This is a genomic window from Paenibacillus borealis, assembly GCF_000758665.1.
Taxonomy (GTDB): Bacteria; Bacillota; Bacilli; order Paenibacillales; family Paenibacillaceae; genus Paenibacillus_AQ; species Paenibacillus_AQ borealis.
The window spans coordinates 3,160,216-3,182,006 of sequence record NZ_CP009285.1; the positions used below are offsets into that span (position 1 = coordinate 3,160,216).

General features: G+C 51.8%; 15 protein-coding genes. 13 read left to right on the forward strand and 2 right to left on the reverse strand.

Annotated elements, in window-relative coordinates:
* Positions 1-61 precede the first annotated feature (61 nt).
* Complete coding sequence (locus tag PBOR_RS13040) at positions 62-1,207, reverse strand: family 8 glycosyl hydrolase (protein WP_042212199.1); 1,146 nt, start codon at positions 1,205-1,207, stop codon at positions 62-64.
* Positions 1,208-1,412: 205 nt separating this feature from the next.
* On the opposite strand from PBOR_RS13040, the gene PBOR_RS13045 reads away from it, so the two are divergent.
* The 11 genes from PBOR_RS13045 to PBOR_RS13090 all read left to right on the forward strand — a co-directional run bounded on the left by PBOR_RS13045 (position 1,413) and on the right by PBOR_RS13090 (position 17,302).
* On the forward strand, positions 1,413-2,840 hold the full coding sequence (locus tag PBOR_RS13045) for a family 43 glycosylhydrolase (RefSeq protein ID WP_042212201.1): 1,428 nt from the start codon (positions 1,413-1,415) through the stop codon (positions 2,838-2,840).
* A 20-nt stretch (positions 2,841-2,860) separates the two neighbouring features.
* The gene (locus tag PBOR_RS13050; protein WP_042212204.1) at positions 2,861-5,107 is read left to right on the forward strand and encodes a glycoside hydrolase family 95 protein; all 2,247 of its coding nucleotides are present in this window, start codon (positions 2,861-2,863) and stop codon (positions 5,105-5,107) included.
* A 436-nt stretch (positions 5,108-5,543) separates the two neighbouring features.
* Positions 5,544-7,202, forward strand: coding sequence for a type 2 periplasmic-binding domain-containing protein (locus tag PBOR_RS13055; RefSeq protein ID WP_042212205.1), 1,659 nt, complete (start codon positions 5,544-5,546; stop codon positions 7,200-7,202).
* Positions 7,203-7,297: 95 nt separating this feature from the next.
* Positions 7,298-8,284 carry an ABC transporter permease gene (locus PBOR_RS13060; RefSeq protein ID WP_042212207.1) on the forward strand — a complete coding sequence of 329 codons (987 nt, stop codon included), beginning with the start codon at positions 7,298-7,300 and terminating at the stop codon, positions 8,282-8,284.
* 14 nt (positions 8,285-8,298) lie between these two features.
* Positions 8,299-9,210, forward strand: a complete 912-nt coding sequence (locus tag PBOR_RS13065) for a carbohydrate ABC transporter permease (protein WP_042212210.1) — start codon at positions 8,299-8,301, stop codon at positions 9,208-9,210.
* On the forward strand, positions 9,197-9,349 hold the full coding sequence (locus PBOR_RS36955) for a hypothetical protein (RefSeq protein WP_157764024.1): 153 nt from the start codon (positions 9,197-9,199) through the stop codon (positions 9,347-9,349). Before PBOR_RS13065 ends, PBOR_RS36955 begins: the two co-directional genes overlap by 14 nt.
* Positions 9,318-10,871, forward strand: a complete 1,554-nt coding sequence (locus tag PBOR_RS13070) for a response regulator transcription factor (RefSeq protein ID WP_081972026.1) — start codon at positions 9,318-9,320, stop codon at positions 10,869-10,871. Before PBOR_RS36955 ends, PBOR_RS13070 begins: the two co-directional genes overlap by 32 nt.
* A gap of 23 nt (positions 10,872-10,894) precedes the next feature.
* Positions 10,895-12,706 carry a sensor histidine kinase gene (locus tag PBOR_RS13075; protein WP_042212213.1) on the forward strand — a complete coding sequence of 604 codons (1,812 nt, stop codon included), beginning with the start codon at positions 10,895-10,897 and terminating at the stop codon, positions 12,704-12,706.
* Complete coding sequence (locus tag PBOR_RS13080; RefSeq protein ID WP_042212215.1) at positions 12,699-14,216, forward strand: response regulator transcription factor; 1,518 nt, start codon at positions 12,699-12,701, stop codon at positions 14,214-14,216. Before PBOR_RS13075 ends, PBOR_RS13080 begins: the two co-directional genes overlap by 8 nt.
* 118 nt (positions 14,217-14,334) lie before the next feature.
* A complete protein-coding gene (locus tag PBOR_RS13085; protein ID WP_042212217.1) occupies positions 14,335-15,768 on the forward strand; it encodes a glycoside hydrolase family 43 protein in 1,434 nt (477 codons plus the stop codon).
* A gap of 19 nt (positions 15,769-15,787) precedes the next feature.
* Positions 15,788-17,302, forward strand: a complete 1,515-nt coding sequence (locus PBOR_RS13090) for a glycoside hydrolase family 43 protein (protein ID WP_099052461.1) — start codon at positions 15,788-15,790, stop codon at positions 17,300-17,302.
* A gap of 50 nt (positions 17,303-17,352) precedes the next feature.
* Here the strand turns inward: PBOR_RS13090 and PBOR_RS13095 are convergent, their stop codons facing one another.
* Positions 17,353-18,144, reverse strand: a complete 792-nt coding sequence (locus tag PBOR_RS13095; RefSeq protein ID WP_042212220.1) for an AraC family transcriptional regulator — start codon at positions 18,142-18,144, stop codon at positions 17,353-17,355.
* A gap of 183 nt (positions 18,145-18,327) precedes the next feature.
* Between PBOR_RS13095 and PBOR_RS13100 the strand changes: the two genes are divergently transcribed.
* Both PBOR_RS13100 and PBOR_RS13105 read left to right on the forward strand, forming a co-directional pair.
* Positions 18,328-20,352 carry a right-handed parallel beta-helix repeat-containing protein gene (locus PBOR_RS13100; protein ID WP_042212222.1) on the forward strand — a complete coding sequence of 675 codons (2,025 nt, stop codon included), beginning with the start codon at positions 18,328-18,330 and terminating at the stop codon, positions 20,350-20,352.
* Positions 20,353-20,463: 111 nt separating this feature from the next.
* Positions 20,464-21,222, forward strand: a complete 759-nt coding sequence (locus PBOR_RS13105) for an alpha/beta hydrolase (RefSeq protein WP_099052541.1) — start codon at positions 20,464-20,466, stop codon at positions 21,220-21,222.
* Positions 21,223-21,791 lie beyond the last annotated feature (569 nt).

The following is a 21,791-nucleotide window of genomic DNA, read 5'->3' on the forward strand; positions in this document are numbered from 1 at the left end:
TGACTGAATTACTAGCCTAACAAATACAAGAAATCGCTCCTGTCAGGAGCGATTTCTCTGTCTATCTATAGATCCGGTAGTTTCCGCTTAGAGCCAGCATGCTGAAGAAGTACAGGCAGTTGTCGTAATACCGGCGCTCCCCTGTGCGAAGCGGGGTATGCCAGAACAGCTTAACGAAGTGTCCGGCATCCGGTCCATCAGCTGCAAGCGAGGCCATGGCTAAGGTCGCCAGCAGACCGACAGGATGGAGGGAAGGCTCATCAAACGGCTGGCCGTCTATAGTGTAGCGCCGGTAATCGGCACTATCAATGTCCCGGAAGAACGCCTGAATCCGGTTAGACTGCTCTACCTGCCAAGGATCGCTGCGGAACCATTCATAATCCAGCCCGATATTGGCAGCGACCCGGTAAGCATCACTGAAGAAGTGGCGGAAGTCACCATGCGGCTGGGGTTCAGCCGGAGTCCCGTCATAATTGGCGTATTCCGGCGACAGGCCGGTTTCGGGATGACAGGCCTTGTGCAGGTACGCTCTACTTCTGGCTGCTGCGTCCTTCCAGAATGCCCTGTCCTGTTCATCCGCCTGCAGAGCGAATAAATCATAGAAATGCGGCAGATGGTAGGAAGGATCGCTGAAAGGGGTTTCAGGAATGAACTTAATCAGCCGGGTCGCCGGGTCCCACATCGGATCGCCTTCTCCGTTCTCCCCTTTATGCACACAGGCGCGGAGGATGATTCTGGCCTGTTCAGAATAGTTGAACGGTGAAGCACAGTCGCCCCAGCGTTTGGAAGCAAAGAACAGCGCCATGGCGAAGAACTCTTCCCCGTCCGGTGCCGGACCGGGTGAGAGATGTGTTCCGTCCAGCTTACAGTGCCAGGCGAAATAATCCTTGTAGCGGCCTTTCGTATGCTGCATATGTATCTTGGCGAACTTCCAGAGCCGGTCAAATTCTTCCTTCTTGTCCATTTGCACTGCCATCATCATCCCGTAGGACATGCCTTCTGTCCGCACATCGGTATTGCCGGTATCTACGATATATCCCATATCGTCACCCATAGGATGGTAGATCCGGACATCGGAAGCGCCGTAGAACATTTCGTTCCAGGTAGCTTCAAGCCTTTGGCTGATCGTCTTTGCCGGTATCCCGTTCTCAAGGAACAGGTTTCTGTATTTCCCTGTATAAAAGGAGCCTTCTGTGAAAATATTCATAACAATCCTCCAATGGATAGGGTTTTGCCAAAGTATATCATAAGCGGAACTAAAGAAATTAAAGCGTTTTCCTTAAAATTTATAGGTAATCCGGTCCCATTTCATCATCTCAGGATAGATCAATCTTAGATGTCTATATGTCATGGACTTCGCTCATGCGGCTTCACTATACTGATAGGGACAAAATGACAAGGGGAAAATAAGAATGGCTAAAAAACAAGGTTTTAATCCGTATCTCCCGTCATGGGAATATATCCCGGATGGTGAGCCTTACGTTTTTGAAGGAAGAGTGTATGTGTATGGTTCACATGACCGTTTTAACGGGCACGCATTCTGCCTGAATGACTATGCCTGCTGGTCGGCGCCGGAGGATAATCTGGCCGATTGGCAGTATGAAGGCGTGATTTACGAGACTACGGATGATCCGCTGAACACGGAAGGCAGCATGTGCCTGTATGCACCTGATGTCACCGTTGGACCGGACGGGCGGTACTATCTCTACTATGTATTGGATAAGGCTCCTGTCGTATCGGTGGCAGTCTGCGACAAGCCGGGCGGTAAATATGAATTCTACGGATATGTAAGTTATGCCGATGGAATACGCCTGGGAGAGAAGGAAGGCGACGAGCCGCAGTTTGACCCGGGTGTGCTGACCGAAGGGGAGAACACTTACCTGTACACCGGCTTCTGCGGTTATGGAGATTCGTCCAGACATGGAGCTATGGCAACGGTGCTTGGCCCGGATATGCTCACGATTACCGAAGAGCCTGTATTTGTTGTGCCGAGCCAGCCCTACAGCAAGGGGAGCGGGTTTGAAGGTTATGAGTTCTTCGAGGCCCCTTCCATCCGCAAAAGAGGGGATATCTATTATCTGATCTATTCCTCGGTCTCCATGCATGAGCTGTGTTATGCAACCAGCCTGCATCCGGCCAAGGGCTTCACCTACCAGGGAGTCATTGTAAGTAATTGTGATCTTCATATCGATACGTACAAGCCGGCGGACCAGCCGATGGCTTACGGCGGCAATAACCACGGCAGCATCGTTCAAATCCATGGAGCATGGTACATTTTTTATCACCGGCATACCCATGGGACGGCGTTCTGCCGCCAGGGCTGCATTGAACGGATTGAATTCCGCGAAGACGGCACGATTCCCCAGGCGGAGATTACGTCCTGCGGTCCGAACGGAGGCCCGCTCGAAGGCCGGGGAGAATATCCGGCTTATCTGGCCTGCCATCTGTTCTGTAAAGACCAGGAAATGTACACCGGAGGCTTCGGCCGTACGGGTGCCTGGATGGACAGCCGGTTTCCGAAGATTACCCAGGACGGCAGGGACGGCGATGAGGAAGCCGGCTATATTGCCAATATGACGGATTCAGCTGCTGCCGGGTTTAAATATTTCGCTTGCGAGGGTATCAACCGGGTCACAATCAAGGTGCGCGGCTATTGCCAGGGTGAGTTCGAAGTGAAAACTTCCTGGAACGGACCTGCACTTGGACGGATACCGGTGGGCTTTACGAATATCTGGCAGGATTACACTGCTGAAGTGGCCATTCCCGATGGCGTTCAGGCCTTATATTTTACGTATACCGGCAACGGCGGCGCAAGTCTGGCTTCATTCACTCTGGAATAACCTGAAAGGGTGCAGCGATCATGACAAGCATGGAACATAAGCGGGGGCTCTGGTACGGTCAACCGGCGAGGGATTGGAATGAGGCGTTGCCGGTTGGCAACGGGCGGCTTGGCGCGATGATTTATGGCGGCATCGCTGAGGAGAAGCTTCAGCTCAATGAGGATTCCGTATGGTACGGCGGCCCGCGTGACCGTAATAACGGGGATGCCCTGCCACATTTACCGGAACTCCGCAGTCTGATACTGAAGGGGAGGCTGCGGGAAGCGGAAGAGCTGGCAGCGATGTCAATGGCAGGACTGCCTGAAGCGCAGCGTCATTATCTGCCGCTTGGCGAGCTGCTGCTGTCATTTGACGGACATGAGCAGCCGGCTGCGGACTATAGGCGGGAACTTGATTTGGAGCGCGGCGTATCCCGGGTGAGCTATTCAACCGGCGGCGTCCGGTATACCCGCGAGTTGTTTGCCAGCTTTCCGGATCAGGCGATTGTCATCCGGATCTCCTCCGGCCGTAAGAACGGGGTTTCCCTGAAGGCGCGGTTTAACCGCCACAACTGGAGATACCTGGAGCAAATTGAGAAGTGGCAGAACAGCGGGCTGGTGATGACCGGCTATGGCGGTGGTCAGGGGGGAAGCTCCTTTGCCGCTGTCCTGAAGGCTGTCACCAATGACGGCACCTGCCGCAACATCGGAGAATATTTGCTTGTGGACGGGGCAAGCTCGGTTACCCTGCTGCTTGCTGCAGGGACCACGTTCCGCCATCCCGAGCCGCAGCTACAGGCCAAGAGAAGGCTGGAAGAGCTGAGCCGGGATTCCTACGAAGCGCTTCTGGGCCGTCACATTGCGGATTACCGCAGATTGTACGGGCGGGTTACGCTGACGCTGCCGGAGAACCTGGACCTTAGCGGGCTGCCGACCGACGAGCGGCTGAAGCGGTTTCAGAAGGGGGAGGAGGACAACGGTCTGCTGGCGGCCTACTTCCAGTATGGCCGTTACCTGCTGATCTCGTCCAGCCGCCCGGGCTCCTTGCCCGCGAATCTGCAGGGCATCTGGAATGACAGCTTCACCCCGGCCTGGGACAGCAAATTCACCATTAATATCAATGCGCAAATGAATTACTGGCCCGCCGAAATCTGCAATCTGGCTGAATGCCATGAGCCGCTGTTTGATTTGATTGAGCGGATGCGGGAGCCGGGACGGGTTACAGCCAGGGTGATGTACGGCTGCGGAGGATTTACGGCGCATCATAATACTGATATCTGGGCAGACACGGCACCTCAGGATACCTACCTGCCGGCTTCCTTCTGGCCGCTGGGCGCTGCCTGGCTGTGCCTGCATCTGTGGGAGCATTACCGGTTCAGCCAGGACCGTTATTTCCTGGAACAGGTGTATGAGACGATGAAGGAGGCGGCGCAGTTCCTGCTTGATTATCTGATAGAAGACGATGAAGGCCGCCTGATTACCTGTCCGTCTGTCTCTCCCAAGAATACCTATCAGCTGCCGGGCGGCGAGTCTGGTGTGTTCTGCGCCGGAGCATCAATGGACTTTCAAATTATTGAAGCATTGTTCGCGGCCTGCATCCGCAGTGCGGATATCATCGGCGGAGATGAGCGCTTCCTTGAAGAACTCTCGGCCGCTCTGGCACGTCTGCCCCAGCCGCAGATCGGGAAATACGGCCAGATTCAGGAATGGATGGAGGATTATGAAGAGGTGGAGCCGGGGCACCGCCATATTTCCCATCTGTTTGCATTGTACCCTGGCGATGCTTTCACCGTAGAGCATACTCCGGAGCTGGCTGAGGCCGCCCGTACCACGCTGGAACGCAGACTGGCAAGCGGCGGCGGCCACACCGGCTGGAGCCGGGCCTGGATTATTAACTTCTGGGCCAGATTGAAGGATGCTGATCAAGCCTATGCGAACGTCCGCGCTTTACTCGAACATTCAACACTGCCGAACCTGCTCGACAACCATCCTCCGTTCCAGATTGACGGGAATTTCGGAGGAGCAGCGGGGATTGCCGAGATGCTGCTCCAGAGTCATACCGGGGTAATCCAGCTGCTTCCCACACTGCCCCCAGGCTGGAGTGAAGGAAGCGTAAGCGGCCTGCGGGCAAGGGGCGGATATATCCTCGACTTCACCTGGGCCGATGGACGCGTTACGGAAGCAATGATATCATGTACCGTATCCGGACCTTGCCGGATCGAAGGTCCGGGACTGGATTCCGTTTCGTTCACAGGGGAAGCAGGAAGCTCTTATACGTTTACCCGGTAAGTAGGGACAAGAGCTGCCTGGGTGGATGATATGGGATATTGTGGAAATAGGATACTGACAAATTCGATGATTATAGAAGATTGTGCTGGGGATTGGCGCATTTGCGCCAATCCTTTTCTGTGGTTGTGCAGGAAATTCTGCTTATATAATAGACCCGCCTGAAGTGGCGGTGCACGGGAATGAAAGGGGGAAATCCCTCTGAATCCGTCGAAAGTGGGCGACAGGAGGAAATGAAGAGCATAAGTGCTGCTCCTGTACTAAAGAAAGGAAATTCCGTTGCCGCGCCGCTAGCAAACGTTTTCATTTTATCGTATTTTCGGGGGGGAAGTACTATAGTTTATGAATTGTAAGCGTATTCTCCAAAAGTATAATTAAAGATGTCACCAGGTGATTCAATAAATATAAGTAATTAGCCAAAAAGGGGAGGCATAACAACATGCATAAAACGGCAAAACGTTCCGCCCGGGCAGCAGCAGCCGGTGTACTCGCACTTACACTGGCACTTACAGGCTGCAGCTCGAACAGCAATTCTTCCAAAGGGGGAAGTGCCAGTCCGGCGGCAAACGGAGACGACAAGGCTCCGGCAACATTCTCGGTATTTATGGCAGGTCCCGGGCAGCAGCCTACGGCCGACAACAAGATTCTCAAACTGATTAAAGAAGAAACCGGCGTCAGCTTCAATATGGAATTTCTGGTGGGTGACCTGCAGCAGAAGCTCGGCGTAATGATTGCCTCTGGAGACTATCCTGACATCATGTCGGGTGATGACAAATTAATTAATGCCAAAGCTTATATTCCGCTTGAGGATTTGATTGAGAAGTATGCCCCTAACCTGAAGAAGCATTATGCCGATGTCTGGAATCAGATCAAGGATGAGAGCGACGGCCACATCTACGTTCTGCCGGCCTATGGTGTATATCAAGGTAAAATCACTGAACCGACATACCAGGGACCAGGCTTCTGGCTTCAGAAGGCTGTGCTTGAGGAAATGGGATATCCGACCCCAAAGACCCTGGATGAGTATTTCGATATCATAGCCAAATATAAAGAAAAGCACCCGGATATGATCGGGTTTGAATCCCTCAACTTCGACTGGCGTGTATTCCCGCTGCAGAACGCCCCTGAGCACTTGGCGGGACATCCGAATGATGGCGCCGTTATTGTAGACAACAACAAAGCGCAGATTTTTGCCGACAAAGACATATCCAAGACCTATTACAAGAAGCTTAATGAAATTAACGCGCAAGGCTTGATGGATAAAGAGGCTTTCGTACAGAACTACGACCAGTATCTGGCCAAAATCGCAAGCGGCAAGGTCATCGGAATGTTTGACCAGCACTGGAATTTCCAGGATGGCGAAACCTCCCTGATCTCCCAGGGTAAAATTGAAAATACGTATATCGGCTTCCCTCTGCTCTATGATGGCGCTGAGGAATGGTACCGTGACCGCGGAGCGGTCGGCACCAACCGCGGATTCGGAATTTCGATCAAAGCCAAGGACCCTGTCCGGATCATCAAATTCCTGGATCAGATGATTACAGAGGATTGGCAGAAAACGCTCCAATGGGGAGTCAAAGGCGAAGACTATGAAGTAAATGAAGACGGATCATTCTACCGGACGCCGGAACAGCGGGCGAACGCAGATCAGACAAGCTGGCAGCTGGCAAACAAGATTACTACCATGCAGGGATCTATGCCGAAAATTCAAGGTACCTACAGCGACGGGAATTCAGATTCTCCCGGAACTCAGCCGCAGGAATTCTTCGACAGTCTGAAGCCTTACGATCAGAAAATCCTGAAGGCGTACAACAAGAAATCATGGTCTGAATTCTTCAAGGAACCCAAAGAAAATAATATCTATTTCCCTGCCTATTCCATCGTTCTTAAAGATGGTTCGGCAGCCCAGCTTGCGCAGTCCAAGCTGAATGATCTTCAGGTCAAATTCCTGCCTAAGGCCATTATGGCCAGTCCGGATGAATTCGAAGAGGTCTGGACAGATTATGTCAACCAAATCCACAAGCTGGATATCAAAGCCTATGAAGACCGGATAAATGAAGGAATTCAGCAGCGCATCGAAAAGTGGAGTGTGAAGTAAGCGGAAGTAGGCTGGAACCGGAGCGGGAAAGGAGATTTCCCGCTCTTCATAAATAGGGATGTGGAGAGAATGATTTTACAGGAGGGAAACACTACATGTCTGATGCCGTACTGGACAAACAGGTCAAGAAACAGAAGACCAGAAATCGCAGAGTCGATCCGGAAATCGGTGTGAGCCTTAGCTGGAAGACGCTCAAAATACAGAAGCAGCTGGTTTTGATGTCTGTGCCGATTGCGATTTATCTGCTTATCTTTAACTACGTTCCTATTTGGGGCTGGCTGATGGCCTTTCAGAACTACCGTCCGGCGCTTTCCTTCGGCCAGCAGGAATGGGTAGGCCTGCAGCAGTTCAGATTTCTGTTTGCAGATGAGACCTTTTTGATGGTACTGCGCAATACGGTTGCCATGAGTTTTATAAACCTTGTACTTGGTACTGTTACGGCAATCGGCCTGGCATTACTGCTAAATGAGATCAAAGTCAAGTTTTTCAAACGTATCGTTCAGTCTATTTCCTATTTGCCGCATTTTTTGTCCTGGGTTATCGCGGCAGGTATCGTTGCCACTTCGCTGTCGATTGATGATGGAATTGTCAATATCGTTCTAATGAAGCTTCACATCATTCAAGAACCGATTATGTGGCTCAGTGAAGGGAAATATTTCTGGGGCATTGTCGGGGCTTCGAATGTGTGGAAAGAGGTAGGCTGGGGCACCATCATTTATCTGGCGGCCATTACCTCGATTGATCCATCTCTGTATGAGGCAGCGTCCATAGACGGCGCCAAGCGTTTTCAGAAAATGCGCTATGTTACGCTCCCGGGGATTAAAGCTACCTTCGTTATTCTATTAATTATGAACATTGGACATATTCTGGATGCCGGCTTTGAGCTTCAATATCTGCTTGGCAACGGTCTTACTGTGGACTGGTCGCAAACCATTGATATCTTTGTATTGAAGTATGGGATCTCTATGGGGAATTATTCTCTGGCTACAGCGGCAGGGATCTTCAAAACCATCGTTAGTGTCGTGCTCGTATTCATCGCAAATTATATCGCAAAACGCCTTGGCGAAGAGCGGTTAATATAGAGGAGGGAACACTTATGAAAGCTGTGACGAAAGGTTCAAGCCGCATTGAGCCGGTTGTATTCCATACGATTAACACGATATTTATGCTCTTTGTAGTCGCTATCACGCTGTATCCATTCCTCCACACGATTGCTGTTTCCTTCAATGACGGCAGCGACACGCTTTCCGGCGGAATTTATTTCTGGCCCCGTGACTGGACCTTGGAGAACTACCGGGCTGTCTTTATTTCCGGGACGATCTATCATGCCGCATTCATCTCTGTGTCCCGTACGGTACTTTCAACAGTACTAGGTGTGTTTCTGACCACCATGCTGGCGTATACACTGGCACAGTCGCATTTTGTTTTACGCAAAAAAATCGGCATGCTGTTCATCCTGACCATGTATTTCAATGCCGGCCTGATCCCGAATTATTTCCTGATTAAAGAGCTGGGTCTGCTTCACAGCTTCTGGGTCTATATTCTTCCGAGCCTGGTCAGCGCGTTCAACCTGATTATCATGCGGACGTATATCCGCGGTCTTCCGGGCAGTCTCACGGAGTCGGCGAAGATTGACGGTGCGGGAGATTTCCGGATCTTCTGGAAAATTATCTTCCCGTTGTGTACTCCGGTGCTGGCAACCGTAGCCTTGTTTATCGCCGTTGGCTCGTGGAACGCCTGGTTTGACACCTTCCTCTATGCTTCCTCGGATATCAAGCTGAGCACCCTGCAATATGAAATGATGAAGCTGCTCGGTTCCACCATGAGCACGAACAATGATCCTTCCCTGCTGGCGGGCAATCAGCATAATCAGGCGCAGGCTCTGGTAACACCGGCTTCCATCCGGGCAGCCATCACCATTGTTACCGCAGTGCCGATATTGTTCGTCTACCCTTTCTTGCAGAAGTATTTCGTGGTAGGATTGAACCTGGGAAGTGTTAAAGAATAATTGTCAATTAAATTTATATAAGGAAAATATGTATACTATAACCGTTTCGGATGCAGCCGAAGCGGTTTCTCCTGTTCAAGGAACGGTGAGCCTTACAGAAACAAAATATGAAAATAAAGATGGTGATGCCGATGCTTAAGGTGCTGTTTGCCGATGATGAGCCGCTGATGCTGGAGGGGCTGCGATTCCTGGTAGACTGGGAGAAATTAAACTTTGAAGTGTGCGGTGAAGCCCTCGATGGTGAGGATGCGCTGCAGCTTATTCATAGCACACGTCCTGACTTGGTTATAACCGATGTACGCATGCCGGTAATAGACGGTCTTGATCTTATCGGGAGATGTTCTGAAAGCGATTTCCGGCCAAAATTTATTATCTTTAGCGGCTACGCTGACTTTGAATATGCCAAGAGAGCCCTTAAATATGGCGTATCCAACTATTTGACCAAGCCTTTGGATGAAAAGGAACTGACGGAGGCGCTGCAGATTGTAGCCGAAGAAATCTATGCTGAACGCAAGGCGGCTTCACGGCGGGAGGCGGTTACGGCTTTCATGCAGGCAGATACCGTATCGCGGTTATTGATGCGGGAGAACAAGGAAGAGGAGCTGAAGAATGGGCTGGAAATGCTTGGGATATCCCCCGGCTCACGGCTATGCTGTGTATTGGTTCAGGGTGCCTCACCGGACAGCCTGCATTTGCAGGCCCAGGTCTATGCCATGAAGGGCAAGGAGCCGTTCCGCAGCATAACCGCCTATTCTTTCACAGCCGGAAGGCAGAAGCATGGATATTTGCTGGTCTCTCCGGCGGAAGGGCCGGCGCTTGATCCGGGGATGCTGGAAAGCTGGACCGCTGAAATGAGGACTCTGTATAGCGTTCCAGTCTTTTTCTCGGCAAGTCTTGAGCATCACGGGCCGCAGTTTCTGAACACGGTTTACCATGAAGCGCTGGCGGCAGAGCTGTGCCGTCCGGATTCATACAGCCCCGAAGCTACCGTTTTCTATCAGGAACAGGACCAGGGGCAAATGGCGAAGCTTCCGGCCGAACTGAGGAGAACGCTTCTGCAGTCAGTCACCGAAGGGAAAACGGAACGCTTAAGCGCCCAATTGCGCGATGTTTTTAGAATATTCTCGGCAAAGGTTGCTTCAAGCGCATGGATCGACGCTTTTCTGGCCAATATCAAAGCTGATCTGCTTCGTGAAATCACCGCAAGAGGGGGAGACTCCGCCATATGGGAGGATAAATGGTTTCCGCCCCGGTACACCGCTTGCTGCATGCCGCTGCTGGAACGGCAGACGGAAGAAGAGCTGAGTGAGGCGGCAGAATGGTTCGCCGCTGGTGACAGCACCCGGGAGGATCAAGCCGTGTCAGCGGTGCTGGACTATGTCCGGGAGCATTATCAGGAGAAGCTGAAGCTGCAGGATATTGCTAAGCTTTTGCATATGAATTCGGCTTACCTTGGACAACGGTTCAAGAAGCATTACGGCAGCTCCTTTAATGAATTTCTCCATGAATACCGCATTGAAGAAGCCAAGAAGCTGCTGCGGCGGACGGATATGTGCATATCTGATGTCTCAAGCCGGGTGGGCTATACGGACGCCGATCTGTTCGCTGCCAAGTTCAAGGCATTAAACGGGGTCACGCCTACAGTATATAAGAAGAGTTAATTCAAGGGGGAGGAGGGGCCGGCATGAAGAATACACGGAAGCCATCTGCCTTCATTAATGATATTCCGCTCAAATACAAGTTTTTGTTTATCTATTTACTGTGCGTTCTCGTCCCCATTCTCTGTATCAATGCTCTTTTCTACGTTCAAATCAGCCGCAATATAGAGACGAGGGAGAGAGGTAATCTGGAGATTTCGGTAGACCGGGTTGCCTATGATCTGATGCAGATCGTTAATGAATGTGTGGCCATCAGCAATACAGTTGCCGCAGACCGTGCCTACAATGAAATGATGGATTACGCCTATGAGGATAACAATACTTATTATGATGCCTATAATGATGTTCTGCGGGATAAGCTGCGGCAGTACAGCAATCTGCATTCCTATATTTATTGGATGGGGATCTATACTACGAATCCGACGATTCAGAACGGCGGAAGTTATTATGTTCTGTCGGACAGCGACAAGCAGAGCGAATGGTACAGCAAAATTTCCGGCAGCTCTGACAAGGTGCTGCTGACCTCCTATCAGGGGGCCAACCCGCTGAACCCGGCCCGGCAGGAAACCTATGTCAGCGTGATCCGCAAATTGGATAGCTTCACAGGCCAGCCTTATACGAAGTATTTACGGATCGACCTGCGGGTAAACAATGTGCTCGAGCTGTTCCAGAAAGAGCGTGATTATTTGAGCTTCAAGCTTCTGGATGAGCAGAACCGTGTCGTGCTGGAATCGGATCAATCCTACTTCTCCACGGACCCCAATGACTTGCTGAACGTCGACGCCAGCATTAGCCAGCCGGCCTCCAGCCGGATCGTCCGTTCACTCAGCAGTGCAGCCTACACCAAGGGCTGGAGGCTTGTGGGAACTCCGGAGGGACGGGAGGTCAATCATGAGATGAGCCGTGCGCTCCGGATGTCGCTGATTCTGGCCATATTGACCATAATCATCCCTACCCTGCTGATGATCGTAATTATACAATCCTATAATCTGCGGGTCAGATTGCTCTACAAACATATGAAGCTGGTCAAATATGAGCAGTTCGAGAGCATCGATATGTATGAGGGGAAGGACGAAATTGGCGGACTCATCCGCAGCTTCAATCTGATGACGGAGAAGATCCGCAACCTGATCAATGATGTCTACAAGCTGGAGATTCAGAAGAAGGACCTTGAGCTTGAAAGAGTAAGGGCTGAGCTGAACTATCTGGAAAGTCAGGTAGACCCTCATTTCCTCTTCAATACGCTTAATGCCATACTGGTCATTTGCAAGAAATATAAATATGAAGAAGTTACGGATGTGATCCGGAATCTGGCTCTTATTCTGCGCAGGCTGCTAAGCTGGAAGGATGATCTCATTACCGTTGAGGAAGAGGTATCCTTTATTGTAATGTATCTGCAGATTGAGAAGTTCCGCTTTCAGCACCGGTTCACCTATGACCTGGATATCGATCCTGCCGTGCTGAATTGCCGGATTCCCAAGATGAGTATCCAAGCTCTGGTGGAGAACTCCTGTAAGCATGGCCTGCAGTCGGTGAAATGGGCGAGGACAATCCGCGTATCCGCTGCGATGGACGAGAGAGGCTTGGTAATTGTTGTGACCGACAATGGAAAAGGAATCGGTAAGGAAAAGCTGGAATGGATCAACTCCCATCTGCAGTCGGAGCAGGACTCCGGTAAAAATATCGGACTCCGGAATGTTTACAAACGCCTGATGCTGTATTACGGCGGCAGAGCCGGCTTCACCATAGAGAGCACCGAATATGAACGGACGGTAATCACCATTCAAATTCCCACAGACTTAGTCTCGGTTCCGGAAGTGGAGGGATCTAATGTATAAAGTGGTATTGGCAGATGATGAGACAATAGCATTAGAAGGATTGCGGACGTTGACCAATTGGGAGGAACTGGGCTTTGAAATCTGTGGTGCCTGTGAGAACGGGGAAGAAGCGCTGAATGCAATTGTACAGAGTTCACCTGATCTAGTAATTACCGATATCCGCATGCCCGAAATTGACGGTCTGGAGCTGATCAGGCGCGTACGGAAGCTTGAGATGGAGCAGCCGATCTTCGTCGTTCTCAGCGGTTACAGCGAATTTGAATATGCAAGGACTGCCATCCGTTACGGGGTGAAGCACTATCTGATTAAGCCTGTCGTTGATGCGGAATGGGATAAGGTGCTTGCTGATTTAACGGACGAACTGGAAATGCGCCTCAGGCTGAAGATGCAGCAGAATATGCTGGCGAGCAGGCTTCTTCCCCTGGCGATTGCTCGCATGCTTGAAGGCCAATGGGCCGAGCCTGAAGAGGAGGCTGCTGAACAGATGGACCGTCTGGACGAGGCGGTCTCGGGATGGACGTATCTGCATGTGGATGGTCCCAAAAGCAATATCACAGAAATTTGCCGGGAGCTGGCCGGACCGGCAGGAGCCTTGTTCATCGATCTGCCCGGCGACCAGGCAGGGTTGGTCGTGAAAAGCTCGGCAGCAACGGCCGGACTGGCAGAGCGGGTATATGCCGGACTGTCTATGAACGGCGTGAAGGGTTCCGTCAGCATCGGACCGAGTGTCCAGTCTCTCCGGGAGCTGTCCGTCTCTTATAGGGAAGCGGCAGGAGCCGCCGCCAGCCACTATTTCTATTCGGACGGAAGCGGACCGGTTGACACGGCAAGCAGCAACCGGAACGAGCTGAGCTATAATCTGCCTTCCGCAGAACGAACTGAGGAACTGATGAGTGCCGTGGAACGGCTGCAAGGGCAGAAAGTCAAAGAAAAATTGGACGAAATATTCAGAATGTTCAAGCAGAACAGAACAGCTCCTGAAGTTGTACAGATGACCAGCATGAATATCATGCTGAAAAGCATGGAGCTGCTGAAGGATTTCGGGGGGGCGGACGGACAGCGGGGAGGCTCGCTTGAATTTTTCAGAACCGAGCCGAGGTCGCTTGAAGTTCTGAAGGATACCCTGCAGATAGGATTGACTACGTGTATGGAGTATATCCGCCAGCATAAGGAACGCAGCTCCGAGCATCCGCTGGTACGGGTAGAGTGCTTCTTGAAGGATAATTATTTCAGATCTTTGACGGTAAAGGAGATTGCAGAGCACTTTTATATCAATCCGGTATATCTGGGCCAGTCCTTCATCAAAAAGCACGGAATCAGCATTCTCGAGTATATTCATAACTTGCGTATAGAAGCAGCCAAGAAGCGGCTGATCGAAACAAGCGACACTGTCCGGAGCATTGTGGAGAGTGTGGGTTATGTGCACTACCACCATTTCTTAAGAGAATTTGAAAAACGGACGGCTCAGAAGCCTGTAGCTTTCCGCCAGAAGGCCCAATCTGAAGGATGAAGGGGGAATCCCTTTAATTTGGTAATGGTAAACGCATACCGTTGAGATATCATAGATTTAGCTATTGAAAGCGCCAACAAAAGAAATTTAAACGCTTAATATCAATGGAGGGAATCAAATGACATATCAACTGAAACAGGCTGCCGGAAAGGTGCCGCCAAACGGCAATCCGCTGGTTGCACACAGATACGGGGCGGATCCCTATGCCCTTGTATTCGGGGACAGGGTCTATTTGTACATGACCAACGACGCCCTGGAGTACGACGGGAACGGCACGGTGAAAGAGAATTCATACAGCAGTATTCATACGATCACAGTTATTTCCTCTGCCGATCTGGTCAACTGGACCGATCACGGCGCGATTGCAGTGGCCGGACCGGAAGGGGCGGCGAAGTGGGCTACCCAGTCATGGGCGCCTGCAGCCGTCCATAAAGTGATACTCGGACAGGATAAGTTCTTCCTGTACTTCGCCAATAATGCCAGCGGCATCGGCGTTCTGAGTAGTGACAGTCCGGTGGGCCCGTGGATTGACCCTATCGGGGAAGCGCTGATTCTGCGCTCCACGCCGGGGGTCGAGGAGGTGACCTGGCTGTTCGATCCGGCGGTTCTGGTCGATGATGACGGCAAGGGCTACATTTATTTCGGAGGCGGTGTGCCGGAAGGCCAGTCCGCGGAGCCTGGCACAGCACGGGTTATGAGACTGGGTGAGGATATGATCAGCGTAGCGGGAACTGCTGAGGTGATTCCGGCACCCTTCATGTTCGAGGATGCCGGGATACATAAGCAGAGCGGTGTCTACTACTATAGCTACTGCTCGAATTTCTATGACGGGGAGCGTCCGGAAGGCAGCCCTCCTGCAGGAGAGATCGCGTATATGACCAGCAGCAGTCCAATGGGGCCCTGGACCTATCACGGAACGATTCTCAAGAATCCGGGCCATTTCTTCGGAGTATCCGGGAATAATCATCACGCGGTTTTCCAATTTCATGAGCAGTGGTATATCGCTTATCACGCGCAGACCTTGTCCAAGGCTCAGGGTATTGCGAATGGCTACCGTTCTACGCATCTTAACCGCCTTCTCCATAAGGAGGATGGCACCATTTATAACATTGAAGCCGACTATGAGGGAGTACAGCAGCTCCAGGTCCTGAATCCGTATGAACGTATACCGGCGTCAACGATGGGATGGAGTGCAGGTGTGCATACGGAACCCGTGACAGCCGGAGGAGTACAGATGGTGACGGAGATTGGCGTCGGCGGCTGGATCGGATTATCCGGGGTAGACTTCGGGAGCCGCGGAGCGGAGGCGTTCAGTGCTTCGGTTATGGGGCTTGAAGCGGGCGGTACGCTGGAGCTGCATCTCGATGACCCGGCTGGCCCAGTGATTGGCAAGCTGCCTGTTCCTGCAGTGAACGGGCCGGAGGAATGGGTGGAGCTGAAGACGGACGTCCAGGGAGCGGCAGGAATCCATCACCTCTATCTGGTATTCGCGGGAGAGGGTGGAACCGGCTTGTTCAAGCTGGGAGCTTGGCAGTTTACGGAGCAGAATTAATCGCTGGGAGGGAAGTATCTTGCAAACCGCCATCATTACCAATCCTGTGATGTGGGCAGACGTCCCGGATGTTGATGTCATCCGGGTGGGGCCTGTGTTCTATATGGTCAGCACCAGCATGCATTCCATGCCGGGCTGTCCCATTATGAAATCGGTGAACCTGAACGATTGGGAAATCGTGAATTATGTCTATGATACCTTAGAGGATAATGTGGCCCACCGGCTGCAGGAAGGCAACAATATTTATGGCAAAGGCTCCTGGGCGGCCTCTCTCCGGTACAAGGACGGAATCTATTACGTATGTTTCTCCTCCAATGACATGGACCGGTTCTATATCTACCGGACAGAGGATATTGAGCATGGAACATGGGAGCGGTCGGTAATTCCGGGGCTGCATCATGATCCGGGGTTGCTGCTGGATGACAATACACGCAGCTATGTGATTTACGGGAACGGTGATATCCGGATCCGGGAGCTGACAGAGGATCTGACGGCGGTGAAGCCCGGCGGAACGGATCAGCTGCTGCTTGAAGGAGGGCGGAAAGACATCGGGCTGCGGATCGAAGGCTGTCATGCATACAAACTTAACGGCTATTACTATTTATTCTTTATTGAATGGCCAAGAACCGGCAATCAGCGCAGACGCCAGCTGTGCTACCGTTCACAGGAGCTTCTGGGTCCTTATGAGCGGAAGGTCATTCTGGATGATGATCTGGGCTACCGGAATAACGGTGTCGCCCAAGGCGGTATCGTTGATACGCCGGATGGCGACTGGTATGCGGTGCTGTTCCAGGATCATGATGCTGTCGGACGGGTACCCTGCGTGCTGCCCGTAGACTGGGAGGACGATTGGCCGGTTATCGGGGAGAACGGCAGAGCACTCCAAGTATATGCGGCGAGGCTTCCTGCTGCAGAGGCGAAGCCGCTGGTCATCAGCGATGAGTTCGATTATACCGGCAACAGGCTGGCACTCCACTGGCAATGGAACCATAATCCCGACAACGGGTTATGGTCTGTCACGGAGCGGCCGGGCTATTTGCGGCTGTACACCGGGCAGCTGGCGGACAGTATCCTGCAGGCGCGCAATACGCTGACCCAGCGGACGGAAGGTCCGGCTTGCAGTGCAGAGACCGTAATAGACCTCTGCGGCCTGCGGGACGGCGACCGGGCAGGCCTGGCAGCCCTGCAAAACGGGTTTGGTACGGTTGGGATTGCCGCCGGGGGGCAGGGGAAGTTCAGCGTGAACATGTGTGTCAACGGCGGTGGCGGCTGCGAGGAGATAGTGGAGCAAGCCGAGTTTACCAGAGATAAGGTTTATCTTAGAATTGACTTCAATTTCAGGGATAGCCTGGATGAAGCCAATTTCTTCTATTCGGAGGATGGGCGCGAGTGGAAGCCGATTGGACGGACGCTGCAGATGAAATATACGCTGGATCATTTTATGGGATACCGGGCGGCTCTGTTCAATTATGCCACCAGACAATCCGGCGGCCATGCCGATTTCGGTTATTTCCATTATCACAGGCTGAATTAGGCTGCTGCCACACAGATATAAGCTTGAAGCCTGCAAGCCTCTTAACCCTGTCATTGATCAGCAGGGTCTTTCGTTTCTTTAGCGGCAAGTTTGTCACGGTAGGCCCGGGGGGAATAACCGGTAAGCTGACGGAACTGTCTGCAGAAATGCTCTACATTTGCATAGCCGCAGAGCGCCGCAACTTCGGCGATTTTGTACGGGCCGAAGCCAAGCTTCTCTTTGGCCATCCGGATCCGGCAATGAATAACATCCTCCATGCAGGATATACCGAAGGTAGATTTATAGATAGTCTGCAGGTAGCCTGCGCTGATGTGCAGATGTTCGGCCATGGAGGAAACGGTCCAGGGATGACCCGGATTATTGTACAGAGTCTTGCGCAAGTCAAGCAGGTTATAGTATTGGGGACTCAGCTTGTCCTGGGACGCTTCACACAGCTTATTGAAGAAGATCCGGAACAGGTTGTTAATAGAAAGCTCCCGGTAGTCGTTCTGGAATGAGTTCTCCAAAGTCAGCAGTTGAAATAGCTGATGGCAATAACCGGGATCCGGCAGTGAGAAGGGAGTGCCCAATGGCAACACGGCTTCCGTAATATAGGATTCATCCGCATCGAAACGGACCCAGTCATTAACGTACCTGTTGGAACAAGCACGGTAATAAATGCTGTGCTTGGGCGGATAAAGAACCACAGAGTGAGCCGGAAACTCCTTCATTTCGCCGTTCACTTTAAACACCGCCGGGGTCTGTGTAAGCACAAGAAGCCAGGCATCCAGCCCTTCGGGAATGCTGTACACAAAGTCGTCCGGATGCGCAGCGTCATATTCTACGTAATGAATGGTGGGCATTAGCTTCTCCTTTCTTTGGATAGATCAAATAAAATTCGTTATACATCATTGTTATAATTGAAGGATTTTCCTATAATTTATACTATATATTAAGGGGTTGCGGGAAGAACATCAACTGTTTAGCAATGATATCTTGAATTTTAATTATTAGAAATAATCAATTAGAGAAAGGGAGGTTTGATTGTGGAATACCATGTTACAATTCAAGGGAGCGATGAGGCAGCGGGTACGGCGGCACAGCCTTTCCGCACCGTTTCCCGCGCTGCGGCTTTAGCAGTGCCGGGAGATACGGTTACAGTGCATGCTGGTATCTACAGGGAATGGGTCAGCCCGGCCAATGGAGGCACAGAGGGACAGCGGATTGTATATCAGTCTGCCGGGGATGGAGAAGTGGTTATCACAGGTGCTGAGCCCGTGGCCGACTGGAAAGACGAGGGGAACGGCGTCTGGAGCGCGGAGGTATCGAATACCCTGTTTGTTGTGCGCAACCCCTATAAGGTTAATTTGTACGGAGACTGGCTGTTTGAAGGTGCGTTCCCGCCGCATTTGGGAGAGGTATACCTTGACGGCAAGTCCCTGTATGAATGTGATGGCGTGGATAAGCTGCGCAATCCCCAGGTTTGGCCTCAGGCCAAATACGCGGAGGACTCTTTGCTGCAGTGGTATGCGGAAGTAAGCTCCACGACCACCACAATATGGGCGAACTTCGGCGGCAGGGACCCCCGTAAGGAGAATGTGGAAATCAATGTGCGCCCTTATTGCTTCTGGCCGGAGAAGACCGGCTGCAACTACATAACCGTCAAGGGCTTCACACTCCGGCAGGCCTCACCCCAGTGGGCTCCGCCAACAGCTTTGCAGGAAGGGCTCATAGGTCCCCATTGGAGCAAGGGCTGGATTATTGAGGATAATCTGATCAGCGAGTCTAAATGTACAGGGATCAGCCTCGGCAAAGAAATAACCACCGGTCATAACGAATGGTCAGAGAACCGGATCAAAGGCGGAACGCAACGGGAGCAGGAGGTTATTTTCCGCGCCTTGCGCAAGGACTGGCACAAGGACCAGATTGGAAGCCATATTGTCCGCAACAACGTGATTCATGATTGTGAACAGGCGGGAATCGTTGGGCATCTAGGGGGTGCTTTTAGCCAGATCTATCAGAACCGCATTTATAACATCCACCATAAACGCATTTTCCACGGCGCAGAAGTCGGAGGCATCAAACTCCATGCTTCACTGGATACCCAGATTTGCGGGAATATCATCTACAGCTGCTACCGGGCGCTTTGGCTGGACTGGCAGGCGCAGGGGACCCGTATCAGCCGAAACACCTTTTATGACAATCTGTCCGAGGATCTCTTTGTGGAGGTCTGCCACGGCCCTTATATGGTGGATCACAATCTGTTCCTGTCACCGATGAACTTTCGCAATATGGCTCAAGGCGGCGCATTTGTTCATAATTTGTTTGCCGGCAGGTTTGTGGTGCGTTCCGAGCTTACCCGCTATACGCCCTACCACATGCCTCATGAGACAGCGGTTGCCGGGTTCAGTAACATCACGGGTGGCGACGATAAGTATTACAACAACCTATTTATAGGTGATGACGATCCGCGCAACGGGCCGATGCCGATGACTTTTTTCGAGCATCTTCCACTCACTCCAAGAGAAAATTTGGACGATAACGGTACCCGGGTAATGGACGGTATCCCGGATAACTCCCGCTGTTATCTTCATCCTGTGGGGTTGGGCGGGTACAACGATTACCCGGATTCCCTGCACAAGCGGTGGTGGGAATACACGAAGGAAGAAATTGCGGCGATGGAGGAAGCCGGAAAGCCGTTCCAGCCCGATAGAATGGCCCTTCCTGTCGCGATACAGGGCAATGTGTATTTGAAAGGCGCGGTCCCCAGTTCTCATGAGCCGGATGCAAGGGCCTATGTTGACAACGGTGTTGAGATATACACCGATCCAGCGATAAGCAAGGTGCAAGTGCGTATTAAGAGTCCTGAAATGATGCGTGCTGCAGCTCCTGCGGTAGTTACGACTGAGCTGCTCGGCAGAAGCTATCACGCGGAGATGAACTATGAGGAACCGGATGGCTCCGTTTACCGTTTTGACCACGACTATTTTGGCAAACAGCGCCCGGAGCGTAATGTTACTCCCGGACCCTTTGAATTGTTAGACAATAGCCCGGTAAAGTTTGTTCTGTAACATAGAATAACGGGGGAAGGCTCCCGCACTTTGTTTATTGAATAAAGTATGGGAAATACATAAATTCAAGGAGAGGAATGAGGGACATTGAACGGGAATAATCACAATTATTTGATACCAAAGCCAGGATATGATCAGGAGCGGGAAGGGATCGCGCGGGGAGAGATCCGCACGATAGAATACCCTTCTGCTACAGTAGGCAACACCCGGAAGGCCAGAGTATATACACCACCCGGATATTCCAGTGCAGAGAAATACAGTGTCTTGTATCTGCTCCACGGAATTGGCGGAGATGAGGACGAATGGTATACCCACGGCAAACCGCAGATTATCCTGGACAATCTGTATGATGATCATCTGCTTAAACCCATGATCGTTGTGCTGCCGAACGGCCGGGCGATGTTGAATGACCGGGCGGAAGGCGATATTTTCGCCCCCGACAAGGTGCAGGCCTTTGAAACGTTTGAATCGGATTTGCTGAATGATCTCATCCCTTATATAGAAGCGAATTATTCAGTTCTGACGGACCGGATGCACCGTGCCCTGGCCGGGTTATCCATGGGCGGCGGGCAATCGCTCAACATGGGTCTGAACCATCTGGACCGGTTCGCCTGGATCGGGGCGTTCTCCCCGGCTCCCAATACGAAGGAGCCTGAACTGCTGGTACCCGACCCGCAGCAGACGTCCGCAGCGCTTAGCCTGCTCTGGTTATCCTGCGGTGATCTGGACAGCCTCAAGTATGTCAGCGACCGGACCCATGCCTATTTCGCGGAGCATAACATACCGCACATCTGGGTGGAAGAGCAGGGCGACCACGACTGGCCGGTCTGGAAGAACGGCCTGTATCAGTTCTCGCAGCTTATTTTTTAAATGGTTTGGGGGCGTTCGGAGCGGGCGCCTCTGATTCCGCTGGAGGTGCTGTTATTGTAGCCGCGAAACGCCCTGCCGAACATACACTGATTGTCCGTTGATCAAACGCTGACCGAGCATTGGTCGAGTACTGATTGAGTACTGATTGAGTACTGATTGAGTACTGATTGAGTACTGATTGAGTACTGATAAGCACTGATTATCCGCTGATTGCCCCATCAATCATCCGCTAATAACACACCCACCGTCCCCCGACCGCCAACTAATCAGCCACTAATCACTCACCTATCGTCCACCGATCGCACAAGACTGCACTGCACGCGGCGTTGAGGTTGTTGTGAGGAAGTAGTTGGATAAACAGCGCTTAATTCATTGCAATTCACCTTAATTGGAGAAAATATCAAACTGCAAACACGGGAATCCGCTTAATTAAGATACGTTTTTCCACTTGTTTGCTGATGAGGGGGCTCGATTGGCCGGAATTGTGCTGCAGTAGGCTGGAGAAGTTGGCTTATATACATACTTAAGCGCGAAAAAAGCAGCCCAAGCCAAGTACATGGCTCCGGGGC

Coding starts and splice junctions, on each gene's coding strand:
- PBOR_RS13095 (WP_042212220.1), bottom strand. CDS start 18,144: ATGCCCACCATTCATTACGTAGAATATGACGCTGCGCATCCGGACGAC.
- PBOR_RS13060 (WP_042212207.1), top strand. CDS start 7,298: ATGTCTGATGCCGTACTGGACAAACAGGTCAAGAAACAGAAGACCAGA.
- PBOR_RS13085 (WP_042212217.1), top strand. CDS start 14,335: ATGACATATCAACTGAAACAGGCTGCCGGAAAGGTGCCGCCAAACGGC.
- PBOR_RS13040 (WP_042212199.1), bottom strand. CDS start 1,207: ATGAATATTTTCACAGAAGGCTCCTTTTATACAGGGAAATACAGAAAC.
- PBOR_RS13065 (WP_042212210.1), top strand. CDS start 8,299: ATGAAAGCTGTGACGAAAGGTTCAAGCCGCATTGAGCCGGTTGTATTC.
- PBOR_RS13080 (WP_042212215.1), top strand. CDS start 12,699: ATGTATAAAGTGGTATTGGCAGATGATGAGACAATAGCATTAGAAGGA.
- PBOR_RS13045 (WP_042212201.1), top strand. CDS start 1,413: ATGGCTAAAAAACAAGGTTTTAATCCGTATCTCCCGTCATGGGAATAT.
- PBOR_RS13050 (WP_042212204.1), top strand. CDS start 2,861: ATGACAAGCATGGAACATAAGCGGGGGCTCTGGTACGGTCAACCGGCG.
- PBOR_RS13055 (WP_042212205.1), top strand. CDS start 5,544: ATGCATAAAACGGCAAAACGTTCCGCCCGGGCAGCAGCAGCCGGTGTA.
- PBOR_RS13070 (WP_081972026.1), top strand. CDS start 9,318: ATGAAAATAAAGATGGTGATGCCGATGCTTAAGGTGCTGTTTGCCGAT.
- PBOR_RS13075 (WP_042212213.1), top strand. CDS start 10,895: ATGAAGAATACACGGAAGCCATCTGCCTTCATTAATGATATTCCGCTC.